Origin of the sequence: Bosea sp. BIWAKO-01 (assembly GCF_001748145.1) — a bacterium.
Taxonomy (GTDB): Bacteria; Pseudomonadota; Alphaproteobacteria; order Rhizobiales; family Beijerinckiaceae; genus Allobosea.
Genome location: NZ_BCQA01000001.1, coordinates 5,293,984 through 5,308,954 on the forward strand (window position 1 = coordinate 5,293,984; position 14,971 = coordinate 5,308,954).

Sequence of the window (14,971 nt, forward strand, 5' to 3'; positions counted from 1 at the left end):
GGATTTCGACCGCCAGCCCGGATACAGGCTGACATGATGGCTGTTTCGGAGAATCGATGACCATGCGCACGCTGCAGGATTGTGCCGAAGCTCTGGCCGGTGGAACGATCACCGCCCGTGCGCTGGTGGAGGAATGCCTCGAACGGATTTCAGATCCGGCGGGCGAAGGTCGACGTGCCTTCATCTCGGTCTCGGCAGACAGCGCCCGGGCGTCGGCTGATGCTCATGACGGCTTGCGGCGTGTCGGCCGTGCGGCCGGCCCATTCGCCGGCATTCCCTTCGCCGTGAAGGACCTCTTCGACGTTGCCGGCGAACGGAGCATGGCTGGCTCACGTGCACTGGCCGATTGCGCGCCGGCGAAGGCTCATGCGCCAACGATCGCACGCATGATTGCGGCCGGGTTCATCCCGATCGGCCGGACCAACATGACCGAATTCGCCTATTCGGGAATCGGTGCCAATCCACATTATGGAACGCCGCTCAGTCCTTGGGATCGCGCCTCACGCCGCATTCCGGGTGGCAGCTCGTCGGGCTCCGGCGTGGCGGTTGCCGATGGCATGGCACCGGTTGCACTCGGCAGTGACACGGGCGGGTCATGCCGGATTCCGGCCGCGCTTTGCGGTATTGTCGGCTACAAGCCGACAGCGCGACGGGTGCCGCTCGAGGGTGTCGTCCCGTTGTCGAGCAGCCTTGATTCATTGGGGCCGCTCGGAGCCAGTGTGGCCTGCTGCGCCATTGTTGACGGCATCCTGGCCGCCGATTCTTTTGCGCCGCCGCTGCCACGCCCGATTGCGGGTCTGCGCCTTGCCATCCCGACCCAGATCGTCAGGGACGGTATGGATGCAACCGTGTCCGCCGCTTTCGACAGCGCAGTCAGCCGCCTGAGCGCGCTTGGCGCGCTGATCTCGGATGTTGATTTCGCGCCGCTCGCGGCAATCGGCAAGGCCAACAGCAAGTTCGGCTTCGCGGCGCCCGAGGCTTTCGCCTGGCACCGCGCGCTGCTCGAAACGAAGGGCGAGCTTTACGACCCGCGCGTCAGCAGCCGGATCGCGACCGGCGCACAGGCGCTGGCCGCCGATTATCTCGATCTCGTCCTGTCCCGGCGCGAGATCATCGCGGCGATGGACGCGCTCACTGCAGGCTACGACGCGCTGCTGATGCCGACCTGCCCGATCATGGCGCCTCGCCTGGACGATTTGAAGGAGGATTCCGAGTATTTCCGGCTGAATGGGCTGCTGTTGCGCAACCCGAGCCTCGGCAACTTCCTTGACCGCTGCGCAATCAGCCTGCCCTGCCATAGGCTTGGCGAGGCCCCGGTCGGATTGATGCTGACCGGCGAGACCGGCGGCGATCGCACCCTGTTTGCCATTGCGGCCGGGATCGAGGCGGCCTTGCGGCAATAGGCCGAGAATCGGGGGGGAACCGCCCCTCCCCTGGCGATCCGCGCCGCCAGCCCGGCAGGCGCCGAGCATGACGGGAGGGCGATGGTCAACGCAAGGCCGACCATCGCCGATGGATCTGCTCAGCGAGCCCGCTGCCCGAACAGAATGGCCTTCTCTTCCGGCGTGCTGATGCCGGCTGGATTGCGCAGTTCGGCGCCGATCGCGAGGCCGCGCTGCACGGCCGGGCGGGCCTGCATCGTTTCCAGCCAGCGCCCGACATTCGGGAACTGCCTGATGTCCTGGCCCTGCTTCTCCCAACCCTTGGCCCAGCCGATGCAGGCCATGTCGGCAATCGAGTAGGCGCCGCAGATATAGTCGCGGCCCTCAAGACGGCGATTGAGCACGCCGTAGAGCCGATTGGCCTCGTTAGTGTAGCGATCGATGGCGTAAGGCAGCTTCTCGGGCGCGTAGATGCGGAAATGGTGGGTCTGGCCGAGCATCGGTCCAAAGCCACCCATCTGCCAGAACAGCCATTCATCGACCGCGACGCGGCCACGCTCATCGGCAGGATAGTATTGTCCGGTCTTGCGGCCGAGATATTGCAGGATCGCACCGGACTCGAAGATCGAGATCGGCTCTCCGCCGGGCCCGTCATGATCGACGATCGCCGGCATGCGATTATTCGGCGAGATCTCCAGGAAGTCGGGCTTGAACTGATCGCCCTTGCCGATGTTCACCGGAATGAGGTTGTAGGGGAGCCCGCACTCCTCGAGCATGATGGTGATTTTCCAGCCATTGGGCGTCGGCCAGTAATAGAGATCGATCGGCTTTGACGAACGTGCGAGCATAACAGCTTTCCTGTCGCGATTGGGCCGGGGTCTGATGTAGGCCGCCCGGCAGGCCGTCGGTAGGGTTGCCGACCTGCTTGGCAAGCAGGTTGGTCATGTCCGGGCATGATAAGCCGCCCGCGATCGGCCTGGACGGCTCTGCGGCCTTCAGACCAGCTTCTTGAAGCCTTCGTGGCTCTGGTCGAAGCCGAGATTGCGATAGAAGCGATGGGCGTCGGTGCGAGCCTTATGGGAGGTCAGCTCGACCAGCCCCGCTCCCTTCTCCTTTGCGAAGGCGAGCCCGAGGGTCATCATCACTGCGCCGATCCCCATTCCCCGCGTTTCCGGCGCAACGTGGACACTCTCGAATTTCGCGCGCTTGCGCCCTCGTGCGGCGAAACCCGGAATGAGCGTGACCTGAAAGGTGCCGACGACCTCTCCGGCGCGCTCGGCGACGAAGAGTGTGGTGTCGGGGCTCGCCAGAACCTCGTCGAAGGCCCGCTCATAGTCCGGGTGCGCGGCTTCAGCCGCAGCGTCCTGTTCCGTCACTGTCTGTGTTGCGGAGCCAAGCATGACCAGGCTGGCGACACGCTGGACATCTTCGCGCCGGGCCTGGCGAATGGAGATCTCGGACGGATCGATCTTGCTTTTGCTCATGGTCAGGCCTCCGGACCGCTGGACAGCCCCGCGGTTGGCGCGGTGTTAGCAAAGCCCCTTCTGAAACGGAACTCGGCACGCCGGCCCATGTGGCCCGCTCAGGCTCCGCCGGCTGCCGTCACTCGGCAAACAGGCGCTTTGCCATCAGCAAGGTGTTTGGCGTGTCGTCGCGGCCATCGAACCGGGCCGAGCGCTGCAGGAAGAAGCCCATCCGCTCGTAGAACGCGATCGCGGGCTCGTTCTGCAGCTCGACTTCCAGCCGTGCGACCGGCGCCAGGGGGAAATGGGCGAGCGTGACGTGCAGCAGGGTTCGGCCGATCCCGACGCCCTGATAGGTCGGCAGAACATAGAGCCGCGTCAGCAGCGCCGCCCGGTCGCGCTCGCGGCGGGCGGACGAGGTCGCAACGATCTGGTCGTCGACCAGAGCGACGAGAAAGGCCTCGCCGTCGCGATCGAGCTGGGCGCTCAGATTCTCCAGCGAATGCCAGGCATTGGTGATCTCGGCGACACGCTGCCAGCCATAGATGCCGTCATAGGTGGCATGCCAGGTCTCGACCAACAGCGAGCGGACGGCCGGGAGATCGGCCGCAACCGCGTCGCGGATGATGAGCCTGTCTGGCGTCACTCGATACCCAGCTTCTTCTTCAGTATCTCGTTCAGCGCCTGCGGATTGGCCTTTCCGCCCGACGCCTTCATGGCCTGGCCGACGAACCAGCCGAGCATGGTCGGCTTCAGCTTGACCTGCTCGACCTTGTCGGGATTGCCGGCGATGATCTCGTCGACCGCCTTCTCGATCGCACCGGTATCGGTCACCTGCTTCATGCCGCGCGTCTCGACGATCTCGCGCGGATCGCCCCCCTCGGACCAGAGGATCTCGAACAGATCCTTGGCGATCTTGCCCGAAATGACGCTCTCGCCAAGCAGATCCACGAGGCCGCCGAGCTGGGCGGCAGAGACCGGCGAGGCGGTCACATCCTTGCCTTCCTTGTTCAGGCGGCCGAACAACTCGTTGATGACCCAGTTGGCGGCGGCCTTGCCGTCGCGGCCCTTGGCGACAGCCTCGAAGTAATCCGCCTGCTCGCGCTCGGCGACGAGCACGGAGGCATCATAGGGCGTCAGGCCGTATTCGGCGATGAAGCGCGCCTTCTTGGCGTCGGGCAGTTCCGGCAGCGCTGCCTTCAGGTCCTGGACGAAGGCGTCGTCGAATTCGAGCGGCAGCAGGTCCGGGTCCGGGAAATAGCGATAATCATGCGCCTCCTCCTTGGAGCGCATCGAACGGGTCTCGCCCTTGCCGGGATCATAGAGCCGCGTTTCCTGGTCGATCTTGCCGCCATCCTCAAGGATGCCGACCTGGCGACGCGCCTCGACATCGACCGCCTGGCCGATGAAGCGGATCGAGTTGACGTTCTTGATCTCGCAGCGCGTGCCGAGGGGCTCGCCGGGGCGGCGCACCGAGACGTTGACGTCAGCGCGCAGGTTGCCCTTCTCCATGTCGCCATCGCAGGTGCCGAGATAGCGCAGGATGGTGCGCAGCTTGGTGACAAAGGCCTTGGCCTCGTCGGCCGAGCGCAGGTCGGGGCGCGAGACGATCTCCATCAGCGCGACGCCGGAGCGGTTGAGATCGACGAAGCTCATCGTCGGATGCTGGTCATGGATCGACTTGCCGGCATCCTGCTCCAGATGGAGCCGCTCGATGCCGACGCTGATCTGCTCGGTCGGCGAGAGATCGACGACGATCTCACCTTCGCCGACGATCGGGCTCTTGTACTGGCTGATCTGGTAGCCCTGCGGCAGGTCGGGATAAAAATAGTTCTTGCGATCGAACACGGACCGGTTGTTGATGCGCGCGTTCAACCCTAGGCCGGTACGAACTGCCTGACGCACGCATTCGGCATTGATCACCGGCAGCATGCCGGGCATCGCCGCGTCGACCAGGCTGACATGCTCGTTCGGCTCGCCCCCGAAGGCGGTGGAGGCGCCTGAGAAGAGTTTCGCGTTGGAGGTGACCTGGGCATGGATTTCCATGCCGATGATGATCTCCCAATCGCCAGTTGCACCCTTGATCAGCTTCTTCGGGTCGGCAGGGCGGGCATGCGCGTTCATATCGGTCTTCCAACTCTGGTCAGGTCGCGTCTTCGGTAGAACCTTGGCGCGCGGGCGGCAAGCGTCTGTTGCCATCCTGTCACCCCCTGACCGGAATGTTGCTAATCTGTCGTCATTCGGCGCTGCTGTCGAGTGACGGAACTTGACAATCGTCAGCATGCAACCTTTCTTGCGCGCGGCCCGGAAACCGAGAGTGGTTGCGCCGGCCCCGCTATCCGGAGTTTTTCCATGCGAATCCGCCGCTCAACGGGTCGGACTCTTGCTACCTTTGCGGTGCTGCTCGCGACGTCCGCCGCCACGGCCCTCGCCCAGGGCGCCCCACCGGCTCCGTCGGTCCAGACTGCAGCGCCGCTCGCCAAGCGCGTGACCAACTGGGATGAGTACACAGGTCGCTTCGAAGCACGCGAGCAGGTCGAGATCAGGGCTCGCGTCTCCGGCTTCCTCGACAGCATACATTTCCGCGACGGCGATCGGGTCAACAAGGGCGATCTGCTCTTCACCATCGACCAGCGCCCGTATCAGCTTGCCGTCGATGCGGCACGCGCCGAAGTCGCGCGCGCCAAGGCCCAGGTCGAGCTCGCCCAGAACGAGGTCGAGCGCGCCGAGGCCCTGACGCAGAACCGGACGATCACGGTTCGCGACATCGACCAGCGCCGCGCCAACTTGAATGGTGCCGTCGCGTCCCACCAGGCGGCCGAGGCCAATCTCAAGACGGCCGAGCTCAATCTGGAATGGACGCAGGTTCGCGCGCCCCTGTCCGGCCGGATCTCGAACAAGCGCGTCGATGCGGGCAACCTCGTCGCGGGCGGCCAGTCGGGTGCGACACTGCTGACGACGATCGTCGCCACCGATCCGATCAATTTCGTGTTCGATACGTCGGAAGCCGACTACCTCCGCTATTCCAGGCTTGCCGGCGAACAGCGTGGGCTGACGAACCGTGAGAGCGCGCCGACCGCACAGGTCAGGCTCGCCGACGAAACGACCTGGAAGCGCCAGGGCAAGATCGACTTCGTCGACAACGCCTTCAATGCCCGCTCAGGCACGATTCGCAGCCGCGCCGTATTCGAGAACAAGGACCAGTTCCTGACGCCCGGCACCTTCGGGCGCGTGCGCATCTATGCCGGCCAGGTCGACGCATTGCTCGTTCCCGACGCCGTCATCGTCTCGGACCAGGCCAGCAAGATCGTGCTGACGGTCGGCGCCGACAACAAGGTCGTGCCCAAGCCGGTGGTGCTCGGTCAGATCGCGGACGGGTTGCGCGTGATCACCAAGGGTCTGGAGAAGGACGACAAGGTCATCGTCAACGGGCTCGCCAGCCCGATGGTGCGGCCGGGCGCGACCGTCACACCGCAGGCCGGCGAGATCAAGGTCGCCGCAACCAACTGACGGCTCACGCCGCCATCACCGGAAGCGGACGGCATCGGCCGCCCGCCCTGCCCTCCCGGCCAGGACCCCAGCATGTTCCGCTTTGCGCATTTCTTCATCGACCGGCCGATCTTCGCGACCGTTCTCTCGATCCTGCTGACGATCGCCGGCGCCATTGCGCAGCGCAGCCTGCCGATCGCGGAATATCCCGAGATCGCGCCGCCCACCGTCACGATCACCGCGACCTATCCGGGCGCATCGGCCGAGGTCGTCGCCTCGACCGTCGCAGCGCCGATCGAGCAGGAGGTCAACGGCGTCGACGATATGCTCTATATCTCGTCGCAATCGACCGGTGACGGGCGTGTCACGATCAGCGTCGTCTTCAAGGCGGGCACCGATGTCGACCAGGCACAGGTGCTGGTGCAGAACCGGGTCTCGGCTGCCGAACCGCGCCTGCCGCAAGACGTTCGTACGCTCGGCCTGCAGGTCCGCAAGGCCTCGCCCGACTTCCTGATGGTCATCCACATGCTGTCGCCCGACGGCTCGCGCGACCAGCAATACGTCTCGAATTACACGACGCTGAACGTGAAGGACGTGCTGACCCGCGTCGAAGGCGTCGGCGACGTGCAGGTCTTCGGCGCGCGCGACTACTCGATGCGTGTCTGGCTCGATCCCGCCAAGGTCGCGGCGCGCAATCTGACGGCCGGGGATGTCATCGCCGCGATCCGCGCCGCCAACATTCAGGTCGCCGCCGGAGCGATCAACCAGCCGCCGGCGAAGTCGGATGGCGCCTTCCAGCTTTCGGTCAATACGCAGGGACGCCTGACCAGCATCGACGAGTTCTACAACATCGTCGTTCGCTCAGACGCAGATGGCGGCACGATCCGCGTTCGCGACGTCGCCCGCGTCGAACTTGGCGCGCAGGACTATCTCTCGAACTCCTATCTCGACAACAAGGAAGCCGTCGCGATCGGCGTGTTCCAGCGTCCGGGCTCGAATGCGTTGTCGGCGTCCGAAGCTCTTATCAAGACGATGGACGGGCTGTCGAAAAACTTCCCGGCCGGGGTCGAGTACAAGATCGTCTACAACCCGACGGAGTTCATCGCTGAATCCGTCTCCGCCGTGGTGACGACGCTGCTCGAGGCGATCGTGCTCGTCGTCTTCGTCGTGATCCTGTTCCTGCAGACCTGGCGTGCGGCGATCATCCCTATCATCGCGATCCCGGTTTCGCTGGTCGGCACCTTCCTGGTGATGAGCGCGGTCGGCATCTCCTTCAACACGATTTCGCTGCTGGCGCTGGTGCTGGCCATCGGTATCGTGGTCGACGACGCGATCGTCGTCGTTGAGAATGTCGAGCGCTATCTGGCGCAAGGCATGAGCGCCAAGGAAGCAGCGCACAAGACCATGGACGAGGTCGGCGGCGCCCTGCTCGCGATCGCGCTCGTGCTGTGCGCCGTGTTCATTCCGACCGCCTTCATCACCGGTCTGCAGGGCACGTTCTACCAGCAGTTCGCAGTTACGATCGCAGCTTCGACGGCGATCTCGTGCTTCGTTTCGCTGACGCTGTCGCCGGCGCTGTCGGCGATCCTGCTGAAGCCACACAGCCATGAGGAGCCGAAGGGTTTCTTCGCGGCGATCAGCGCGCCGCTGCGTTGGTTCTTCAAATATTTCAACATGGCCTTCGACTGGCTCTCGCGCGGCTATGGCGCGGTGACCTCGCGTCTGATCCGGGTCGGCGTCCTGATGCTGCTGGTCTATGCCGCCCTGATCGCGGTCGCCGGCCAGCGCCTGGCGGCGATTCCGACCGGCCTCGTCCCGCAGCTCGACCGCGGCTACTTCATCGCCGTCGTGCAGCTGCCTCCGGGCTCGTCGCTGCCGCGAACCGACGAGGTCATCCGCAAGGCGACCGACATGCTGCTGTCGCGGCCTGGCGTCGCCCATATCGTCGCCTTCGCCGGCCTTGACGGCGCAACCTTCACCCTGGCGCCCAACGCCGGCGTCGCCTTCGTCACCCTCACCGACTTCAGGGAAAGGGCCAAGGCTGGCCTGACGACCCAGGGCATCCTCAACGATCTGCGCAGCCAGCTGGGCCAGATCGGCGAGGCCTTCGCCCTGGTGATCGAGCCTCCCGCCGTTCCCGGAATCGGCAACGGTGGTGGTCTCAAGGGCTATGTCCAGGATCGCGGCGGGCGCGGCCTGCCGGCGCTCGAGGGCGCGACCTGGGCTGTGGCGGGAACCGCGGGCCAGGCTCCGGGAATCCAGCAGCCGTTCACGCTGTTCTCGACCAGGACGCCGCAGATCTACGCCGATATCGACCGGACCAAGGCTGAAATGCTCGGTGTGCCCGTAACCCGGGTGTTCGAGACCCTGTCGGTCTATATGGGGTCGGCCTATGTCAACGATTTCAATATCCTGGGCCGCACCTTCCGGGTGACAGCGCAGGCCGACAACCCCTACCGGCTCGACATCCGCGACGTCGCGGCGTTGAAGACGCGCAATGTCGACGGCGAGATGGTGCCGATCGGCTCGGTCGCGACCTTCTCCGACACGACCGGCGCCTATCGCGTGCCGCGCTACAACCTCTATCCGGCGGCCGAGGTCCAGCTTTCGATGGCGCGTGGCTACTCGACCGGCCAGGGCATCGCGGAGGTGGAGAAGATCGCGCAGCAGGTTCTGCCGGCCGGGTTCGGTTTCGAATGGACCGAGATCGCATTGCAGGAGAAGCTCGCCGGCAACACTGCGATCATCGCCTTCGGCCTCGCCGTCGTCTTCGTCTTCCTGCTGCTGGCGGCACTGTACGAGAGCTGGACCTTGCCACTCGCGGTTATCCTGATCGTGCCGATGTGTATTCTCGCGGCGATGGTCGGCGTGGGTTACAAGGACTTCGATCGCAACGTGCTCGTCGATATCGGTCTCGTCGTGCTCGTCGGCCTTGCTGCGAAGAACGCGATCCTGATCGTCGAATTCGCCAAGCAGGCCGAGGACGAGGGCATGAGCCGGCGCGAGGCTGCGATCGCAGCGGCCAGGACCCGGTTGCGACCGATCTTGATGACGTCGCTCGCCTTCATCCTTGGCGTGCTGCCCCTGACGATCTCCGTCGGAGCCGGTGCCGAAATGCGCCAGGTTCTCGGCGTCGCGGTGTTCTCCGGCATGATAGGCGTGACGCTGTTCGGTCTGCTGTTCACGCCGGTGTTCTATGTGGTGGTGCGCTGGCTCGCGAGTCTGTTCGAGAGGAAGAAGAAGGGCGAACCTGCCGCCGGCAAGGATGCGCATCCGGCAACGCATTGACGAAGCCTCCCGGACCAGCGCGATGTCGATTTCCATTATCCTCGTCGCGCTGGCCCTCTCGTCCTTTGCAGCCCTGGGCTGCGCCAGCATGCTCCTTGAGCGCGCAAGGCTGAAACGCACCAGGTATATTCACGACTACGCTTGGCCACCGGGCTTGCTGGACAAGCTGACGAAGCATCATCCAAGCCTGTGTCCTGACGATGTTGAGATGGTCTCGCAGGGCCTGCGCCAGTTCTTTAGGGCCTATCTCGGATCAGGCTCTCGCTACGTGGCCATGCCATCGCAGGTCGCAGACGATCTCTGGCACGAGTTCATCCTGTATACGCGCGATTATCAGGCCTTCTGTCGGCGCGCCTTTGGTGGATTCCTGCATCACACCCCTGCGGCTGGGCTCAGCGAGCAGCACACGCGCAGCAATGAAGGCTTACGCAGGGTCTGGCGGCATTGCTGCCGTGAGGAGGAAATCAACACGATGCGGCCGGATCGGCTGCCGCTGCTCTTTGCGCTCGACATCAAGCTGAGCATACCGAACGGCTTCTACTATCACCCGGATTGCACGGAGCTTCGCTGCCGCGGCGAGGCTGGGGTTCAATGCGGCGGCGATTTCGCCACCGCCCGGGACACTCCTGGAGGTTCCGGCTGCGGCGGCGGTGGTTGTGGTGGTGACAGCGGCTGTGGTGGTGGCGGTGGCGACTAGGTCAGGCGCTTACGCCCACCACTTCTCGCCGACCGTGAAGCGGCCGGCCGCGTCCTCGATGACCTGGCCCAGCGAGAACAGCGTCTCCTCGTCGAAGGGGCGGCCGATCAGCTGCAGGCCAAGCGGCAGGCCCTGCGCATCCTGTCCGGCGGGCACCGCGATGCCCGGCAGGCCGGCCATGTTCACCGTGACCGTGAAGACGTCGTTGAGATACATCTCGACCGGGTCGGACGAGCCCTTCTCGCCGATGCCGAAGGCCGCCGAGGGCGTCGCCGGCGTCAGAACGGCGTCGATTCCGTCGGCATAGGCCAACTCGAAATCGCGCTTGATCAGCGTGCGGACCTTCTGGGCCTTGAGATAATAGGCGTCGTAATAGCCGGCCGAGAGCACATAGGTGCCGATCATGATGCGGCGCTTGACCTCGGCGCCAAAGCCTTCGGCGCGGGTCTTCTCATACATCTCGACGATGTCGCGCCCCGGCACGCGCAGGCCGTAGCGCACGCCGTCATAGCGGGCGAGGTTGGAGGAGGCTTCCGCCGGCGCGACGATGTAATAGGCCGGCAGAGCGTATTTCGTGTGGGGCAGCGAGATGTTGACGATCTCGGCACCGGCCGCCTTCAGCCAGGCGATGCCCTGCTGCCAGAGAGCCTCGATCTCAGGCGACATGCCGTCGAGCCGGTATTCCTTGGGAATGCCGATCTTCATGCCCTTCACCGAGCGGCCGACCGCGGCCTCGTAGTCGGGCACGGCGAGGTTCGCGGAGGTCGTGTCCTTGGCATCGTAGCCGGCCATCGAGCGCAGCATCACGGCGCTGTCGCGCACCGTCTTGCCGATCGGACCGGCCTGGTCGAGCGAAGAAGCGAAAGCGACCGTGCCCCAGCGTGAGCAGCGGCCATAGGTCGGCTTGATGCCGACTGTCCCGGTGAAGGCCGCCGGCTGGCGGATCGAGCCGCCGGTATCGGTTGCGGTGGCGGCCAGGCAGAGGTCGGCGGCGACGGCGGCGGCCGAGCCGCCCGACGAGCCCCCCGGAACCAGATGGTTGCCCTCGATTGCGCCGGAGCCCCCTGCTCCGACATTCGAGCCGCTGCGGCGCCAGGGATTGACGACATTGCCGAAGGCGCTGGTCTCGTTCGACGAGCCCATGGCGAACTCGTCATTGTTGAGCTTGCCAAGCATCACCGCGCCGTCGCGCCAGAGCTGGCTCGTCACGGTGGATTCATAGGCCGGCACGAACTCGCCAAGGATCTTGGAGCAGGCGGTGGTGCGCACGCCCTCGGTGGCGAAGAGGTCCTTGATGCCGAGCGGCAGACCTTCGAGCGGGCCGCCCTCGCCCTTCGCCAGCCTGGCATCGGACGCCTCAGCCTGCTTCAGCGCGTGTTCCGGCGTCTCCAGCACGAAGGCGTTGAGCGCGCGGGCCTTCTCGATGGCGGCGATATGCGCCTTGGCGAGGTCGGTCGCGGAGAAGGTCTTTGCCTTGAGGCCGTCGCGGGCCTCGGTCAGCGTCAGGCGGGTCAGGTCGGTCACGTCAGTGGTTTCCGGCAAATTGAACTGGGAGGAGCCCGCGGAGCGCGCCTGGCGCTTCCGGGGAGATGGAACGGGCGGATCAGCGCCTATTCGACCACCTTCGGCACCATGAAGAAATTGTCCTCGGAGACCGGCGCATTGGCGACGATCCGATCGGCGATCTCGCCATCGGTGACGACATCCTGGCGCTGCGTCATCGCCATCGGCGTGACCGAGGTCATCGGCTCGACGCCGCTGACATCGACCTCGTCCAACTGCTCGACGAAGCCGAGAATGGCGTTGAGCTCGGCTTGCAGCTTGGGCAGATCGGCCTCGGGCACGGCAATGCGCGCCAGATGCGCGACGCGCTTCACGGTGGCGAGATCGACCGACATGGCAGGCTCCTGAAACTGTGGCTGAACAAGCCGAAACTGATTTGCCCGCGCTATAGCGCGTCGGCGGCAAAAGGATAAGTCAATACTGACGGATCGTCGGGATCCCGGCCAAATACCGGGATCCATCGTCAGGGACCGGAGCTGGATGGAGACGGGAATAACGGGCTTCGTCGGCTATCCCCGGATGACACGGCCTTGCGTCAGATCTCGACCGCCTCGCCCTTCCCGGGCACGAGGGCCCGCACATCGCTGCCCTTCAGCGCCGCGACGAACTCGTCGGCATTCTCCGCGATGATCGGGAAGGAGCCGTAATGGCAGGGGATCGCGACCTTCGGCTTGACGAAGCGGGTCATGGCCAGTGCGGCGGTCTTCGCGCCCATGGTGAAGCGGTCGCCGATCGGGCAGATGCAGATGTCGACGGCATTCAGTTCGCTGATTAGCGCCATGCCCGGGAAGATGTCGGTGTCGCCCATATGCCAGAGCGTCTTCTCGCCCGGGGCCTTGATGACCGCGCCATTGGCGCTGCCGAGCGGATATCCGACACCGGCCTCGACCAGGCCGGCTGAGTGGTCTGCCCGGACCAGCGTCGTCTGGAAGGCGCCGAGATCGACCGTGCCGCCGGTATTCATCGGCTCGAACTTCTTCAGGCCCTTCGAGGCAAGGTACATGCACAGGTCGAAATTGGTGACGACGGTCGCGTGATTGGCCTCGGCGATGGCAAGCGTGTCGCCGATATGGTCGCCATGGCCATGGGTGATCACGATATGGCTGACGCCCTTCGATGCCTCGGCGGCATTACCCTCGAAGGCCGGATTGCCGGTGAAGAACGGATCGATCAACAGCGAAGCGCCGGGGAGATCGAGGCGGAAGGCCGAATGGCCGAACCAGGTGAGCTTCATGGCGGAACCTCTTAGGCTGATGGGCAAGACAGCCTATCTAGGCCGGCAACGCGTGCCGTCCAAGTCGACTTTGCATCGGGCGACGTGCACGCTGCCACGCCTGGACCAAATGGAACCCTCGCCATGACCGACGCCGCAACCCTTTCCCGCCGCATTGCCCAGGGCCGTGGCGACGAGCCGGCCGATCTCGTCATTCGCGGCGCCAGGCTGCTCGATCTCGTCACCGGCGCACTGGTCGAGACCGATATCGCTCTCTGCGGCGGAACGATCGTCGGCACCCATGGCCGCTATGAGGGCATCGAGAGCTTCGATGCCCGGGGGCTGATCGCGGTGCCGGGCTTCATCGACACGCATCTTCATGTCGAATCATCGCTGGTGACGCCGTTCGAGTTCGAGCGTTGCGTGCTGCCGCACGGGGTCACGACCGCGATCTGCGACCCCCATGAGATCGCCAATGTCCTTGGCATCGAGGGTATCAGTTATTTCCTGCGCTGCGCCGAGGCGATGCGCATGGATTTGCGCGTACAACTCTCGAGTTGTGTACCGGCGACCCATCTGGAAACGGCGGGGGCCCGGCTGGAGGCCGGCGACCTGACGCCGCTGATGAACCATCCCAAGGTGATCGGGCTCGCCGAATTCATGAATTTTCCGGGCGTGCTTCACCGCGATCCCGGCTGCCTTGCCAAGCTCGAAGCCTTCTCTCACCGGCATATCGACGGGCACGCTCCGCTGGTCCGTGGAATGGACCTGAACGGCTACCTCTCGGCCGGCATCCGCACCGATCATGAAACGACCACGGCCGAGGAGGCGCGCGAAAAACTCGCCAAGGGCATGGCGATCCTGATCCGGGAGGGCTCGGTGTCGAAGGACCTGCACGCCCTGATCCCACTGATCACCCGCGACGCCTCGCCCTTCCTCGCGTTCTGCACCGACGATCGCAACCCGCTCGATATCGCCGAGGAAGGCCATCTCGATTACATGATCCGCACTGCGATCGCCGCCGGGGCGGATATGCTCGCGACCTATCGCGTCGCGACGCTCTCGGCTGCACGGAATTTCGGCCTGTTCGATCGTGGCTTCATCGCCCCCGGCAAGCGCGCCGACATCGTGCTCGTGGATGACCTGGCGAGCTGCCGGGTAAAGTCCGTCTTTGCGGGAGGCCGGCTCGTCGAGGGCGCCCTCTTCGCGGATCGCAAGCCCATTCCACCGGTCGGCCTCGGCAGCGTCAGGAGCCGCAGACTGGAGCCGGGAGATTTCAAGGTCGCGGCCCGGTCCAGCGACACCCCCGTCATCGGCGTCGTGCCGGGGCGCATCATCACCGAGCGGCTGGCGATGTCCCTGCCCGCCCAGGATGGAGAGGCCCTGCCCGACCTCGCGCAGGACGCGGTCAAGGTCACGGTGATCGAACGGCACGGCAAGACGAACGGCATCGCGACCGGCTTCGTCCACGGCTTTGGCCTGAAACACGGCGCCATCGCCTCCTCCGTCGGCCATGACAGCCATAATCTCTGCGTCGTCGGCGTCGACGAAGCCTCGATGGCGGCTGCCGCCAACCGGCTGATCGAGATCGGCGGCGGGTTCGCCGTCGCAGATGGTGGCGCGGTCAAGGCGGAGCTGGCGCTGCCGGTCGCCGGCCTGATGAGCGACCAGCCTTTCGAGGTCGTGCGGCATGGCCTGGAAGGCTTGCGAACGGAAGCGAAGGCGCTCGGCGTCGTGCTGGCCGAGCCATTCCTGCAGGTCGCTTTCCTGACCCTGCCGGTGATCCCGCATCTGAAGATCACCGACAAGGGGCTGGTCGATGTCGATCGGTTCGACTTCGTCTGAGATCCGACTTCACGGCATCGGCCCGAAGAAT

The 14,971-nt window shown here is 65.1% G+C and carries 12 protein-coding genes; 5 read left to right on the forward strand and 7 right to left on the reverse strand.

Going from position 1 to position 14,971, the window contains the following annotated elements:
* The first annotated feature begins 56 nt into the window (after window positions 1-56).
* Complete coding sequence (locus BIWAKO_RS24775; RefSeq protein WP_069880923.1) at window positions 57-1,403, forward strand: amidase; 1,347 nt, start codon at window positions 57-59, stop codon at window positions 1,401-1,403.
* A gap of 119 nt (window positions 1,404-1,522) precedes the next feature.
* On the opposite strand, the gene BIWAKO_RS24780 is transcribed toward BIWAKO_RS24775, so the two are convergent.
* The 4 genes from BIWAKO_RS24780 to gatB form a co-directional block, all read right to left on the reverse strand.
* Complete coding sequence (locus BIWAKO_RS24780) at window positions 1,523-2,230, reverse strand: glutathione S-transferase N-terminal domain-containing protein (protein ID WP_069880924.1); 708 nt, start codon at window positions 2,228-2,230, stop codon at window positions 1,523-1,525.
* Between the two features lie 147 nt (window positions 2,231-2,377).
* Window positions 2,378-2,866, reverse strand: coding sequence for a GNAT family N-acetyltransferase (locus BIWAKO_RS24785; RefSeq protein WP_069880925.1), 489 nt, complete (start codon window positions 2,864-2,866; stop codon window positions 2,378-2,380).
* Between the two features lie 118 nt (window positions 2,867-2,984).
* On the reverse strand, window positions 2,985-3,491 hold the full coding sequence (locus BIWAKO_RS24790; RefSeq protein ID WP_176733401.1) for a GNAT family N-acetyltransferase: 507 nt from the start codon (window positions 3,489-3,491) through the stop codon (window positions 2,985-2,987).
* A complete protein-coding gene (gatB, locus tag BIWAKO_RS24795) occupies window positions 3,488-4,969 on the reverse strand; it encodes an Asp-tRNA(Asn)/Glu-tRNA(Gln) amidotransferase subunit GatB (RefSeq protein WP_069880926.1) in 1,482 nt (493 codons plus the stop codon). The genes BIWAKO_RS24790 and gatB overlap by 4 nt, the downstream gene beginning before the upstream one ends.
* 228 nt (window positions 4,970-5,197) lie before the next feature.
* Here gatB and BIWAKO_RS24800 point away from each other — a divergent pair, with 228 nt between their 5' ends.
* From BIWAKO_RS24800 to BIWAKO_RS24810, 3 genes are all read left to right on the forward strand, one after another.
* Window positions 5,198-6,355, forward strand: coding sequence for an efflux RND transporter periplasmic adaptor subunit (locus BIWAKO_RS24800; RefSeq protein ID WP_069880927.1), 1,158 nt, complete (start codon window positions 5,198-5,200; stop codon window positions 6,353-6,355).
* 72 nt (window positions 6,356-6,427) lie between these two features.
* The gene (locus BIWAKO_RS24805; RefSeq protein ID WP_069880928.1) at window positions 6,428-9,622 is read left to right on the forward strand and encodes an efflux RND transporter permease subunit; all 3,195 of its coding nucleotides are present in this window, start codon (window positions 6,428-6,430) and stop codon (window positions 9,620-9,622) included.
* Window positions 9,600-10,319 (forward strand): glycine-rich domain-containing protein, encoded by a 720-nt coding sequence (locus tag BIWAKO_RS24810; protein ID WP_244523540.1) that lies wholly within the window; start codon window positions 9,600-9,602, stop codon window positions 10,317-10,319. Before BIWAKO_RS24805 ends, BIWAKO_RS24810 begins: the two co-directional genes overlap by 23 nt.
* A 9-nt stretch (window positions 10,320-10,328) precedes the next feature.
* On the opposite strand, the gene gatA is transcribed toward BIWAKO_RS24810, so the two are convergent.
* The 3 genes from gatA to BIWAKO_RS24825 all read right to left on the reverse strand — a co-directional run bounded on the left by gatA (window position 10,329) and on the right by BIWAKO_RS24825 (window position 13,116).
* The gene (gene gatA, locus BIWAKO_RS24815; protein WP_069880929.1) at window positions 10,329-11,843 is read right to left on the reverse strand and encodes an Asp-tRNA(Asn)/Glu-tRNA(Gln) amidotransferase subunit GatA; all 1,515 of its coding nucleotides are present in this window, start codon (window positions 11,841-11,843) and stop codon (window positions 10,329-10,331) included.
* Between the two features lie 86 nt (window positions 11,844-11,929).
* Entirely contained in the window at window positions 11,930-12,217 is a 288-nt protein-coding gene (gene gatC / locus BIWAKO_RS24820; RefSeq protein WP_069880930.1) for an Asp-tRNA(Asn)/Glu-tRNA(Gln) amidotransferase subunit GatC, read from the reverse strand.
* A 200-nt stretch (window positions 12,218-12,417) separates the two neighbouring features.
* A complete protein-coding gene (locus tag BIWAKO_RS24825) occupies window positions 12,418-13,116 on the reverse strand; it encodes a metal-dependent hydrolase (RefSeq protein WP_069880931.1) in 699 nt (232 codons plus the stop codon).
* 123 nt (window positions 13,117-13,239) lie between these two features.
* Between BIWAKO_RS24825 and ade the strand changes: the two genes are divergently transcribed.
* Window positions 13,240-14,940 (forward strand): adenine deaminase, encoded by a 1,701-nt coding sequence (gene ade, locus BIWAKO_RS24830; protein ID WP_069880932.1) that lies wholly within the window; start codon window positions 13,240-13,242, stop codon window positions 14,938-14,940.
* The last annotated feature ends 31 nt before the right edge of the window (window positions 14,941-14,971 follow it).

Bases quoted from the DNA above. Each gene is read 5' to 3' on its own strand.
- BIWAKO_RS24775 (WP_069880923.1), top strand. From the start codon at position 57: ATGACCATGCGCACGCTGCAGGATTGTGCCGAAGCTCTGGCCGGTGGA.
- BIWAKO_RS24780 (WP_069880924.1), bottom strand. From the start codon at position 2,230: ATGCTCGCACGTTCGTCAAAGCCGATCGATCTCTATTACTGGCCGACG.
- BIWAKO_RS24785 (WP_069880925.1), bottom strand. From the start codon at position 2,866: ATGAGCAAAAGCAAGATCGATCCGTCCGAGATCTCCATTCGCCAGGCC.
- gatB (WP_069880926.1), bottom strand. From the start codon at position 4,969: ATGAACGCGCATGCCCGCCCTGCCGACCCGAAGAAGCTGATCAAGGGT.
- BIWAKO_RS24800 (WP_069880927.1), top strand. From the start codon at position 5,198: ATGCGAATCCGCCGCTCAACGGGTCGGACTCTTGCTACCTTTGCGGTG.
- BIWAKO_RS24805 (WP_069880928.1), top strand. From the start codon at position 6,428: ATGTTCCGCTTTGCGCATTTCTTCATCGACCGGCCGATCTTCGCGACC.
- BIWAKO_RS24810 (WP_244523540.1), top strand. From the start codon at position 9,600: ATGCGCATCCGGCAACGCATTGACGAAGCCTCCCGGACCAGCGCGATG.
- gatC (WP_069880930.1), bottom strand. From the start codon at position 12,217: ATGTCGGTCGATCTCGCCACCGTGAAGCGCGTCGCGCATCTGGCGCGC.
- BIWAKO_RS24825 (WP_069880931.1), bottom strand. From the start codon at position 13,116: ATGAAGCTCACCTGGTTCGGCCATTCGGCCTTCCGCCTCGATCTCCCC.
- ade (WP_069880932.1), top strand. From the start codon at position 13,240: ATGACCGACGCCGCAACCCTTTCCCGCCGCATTGCCCAGGGCCGTGGC.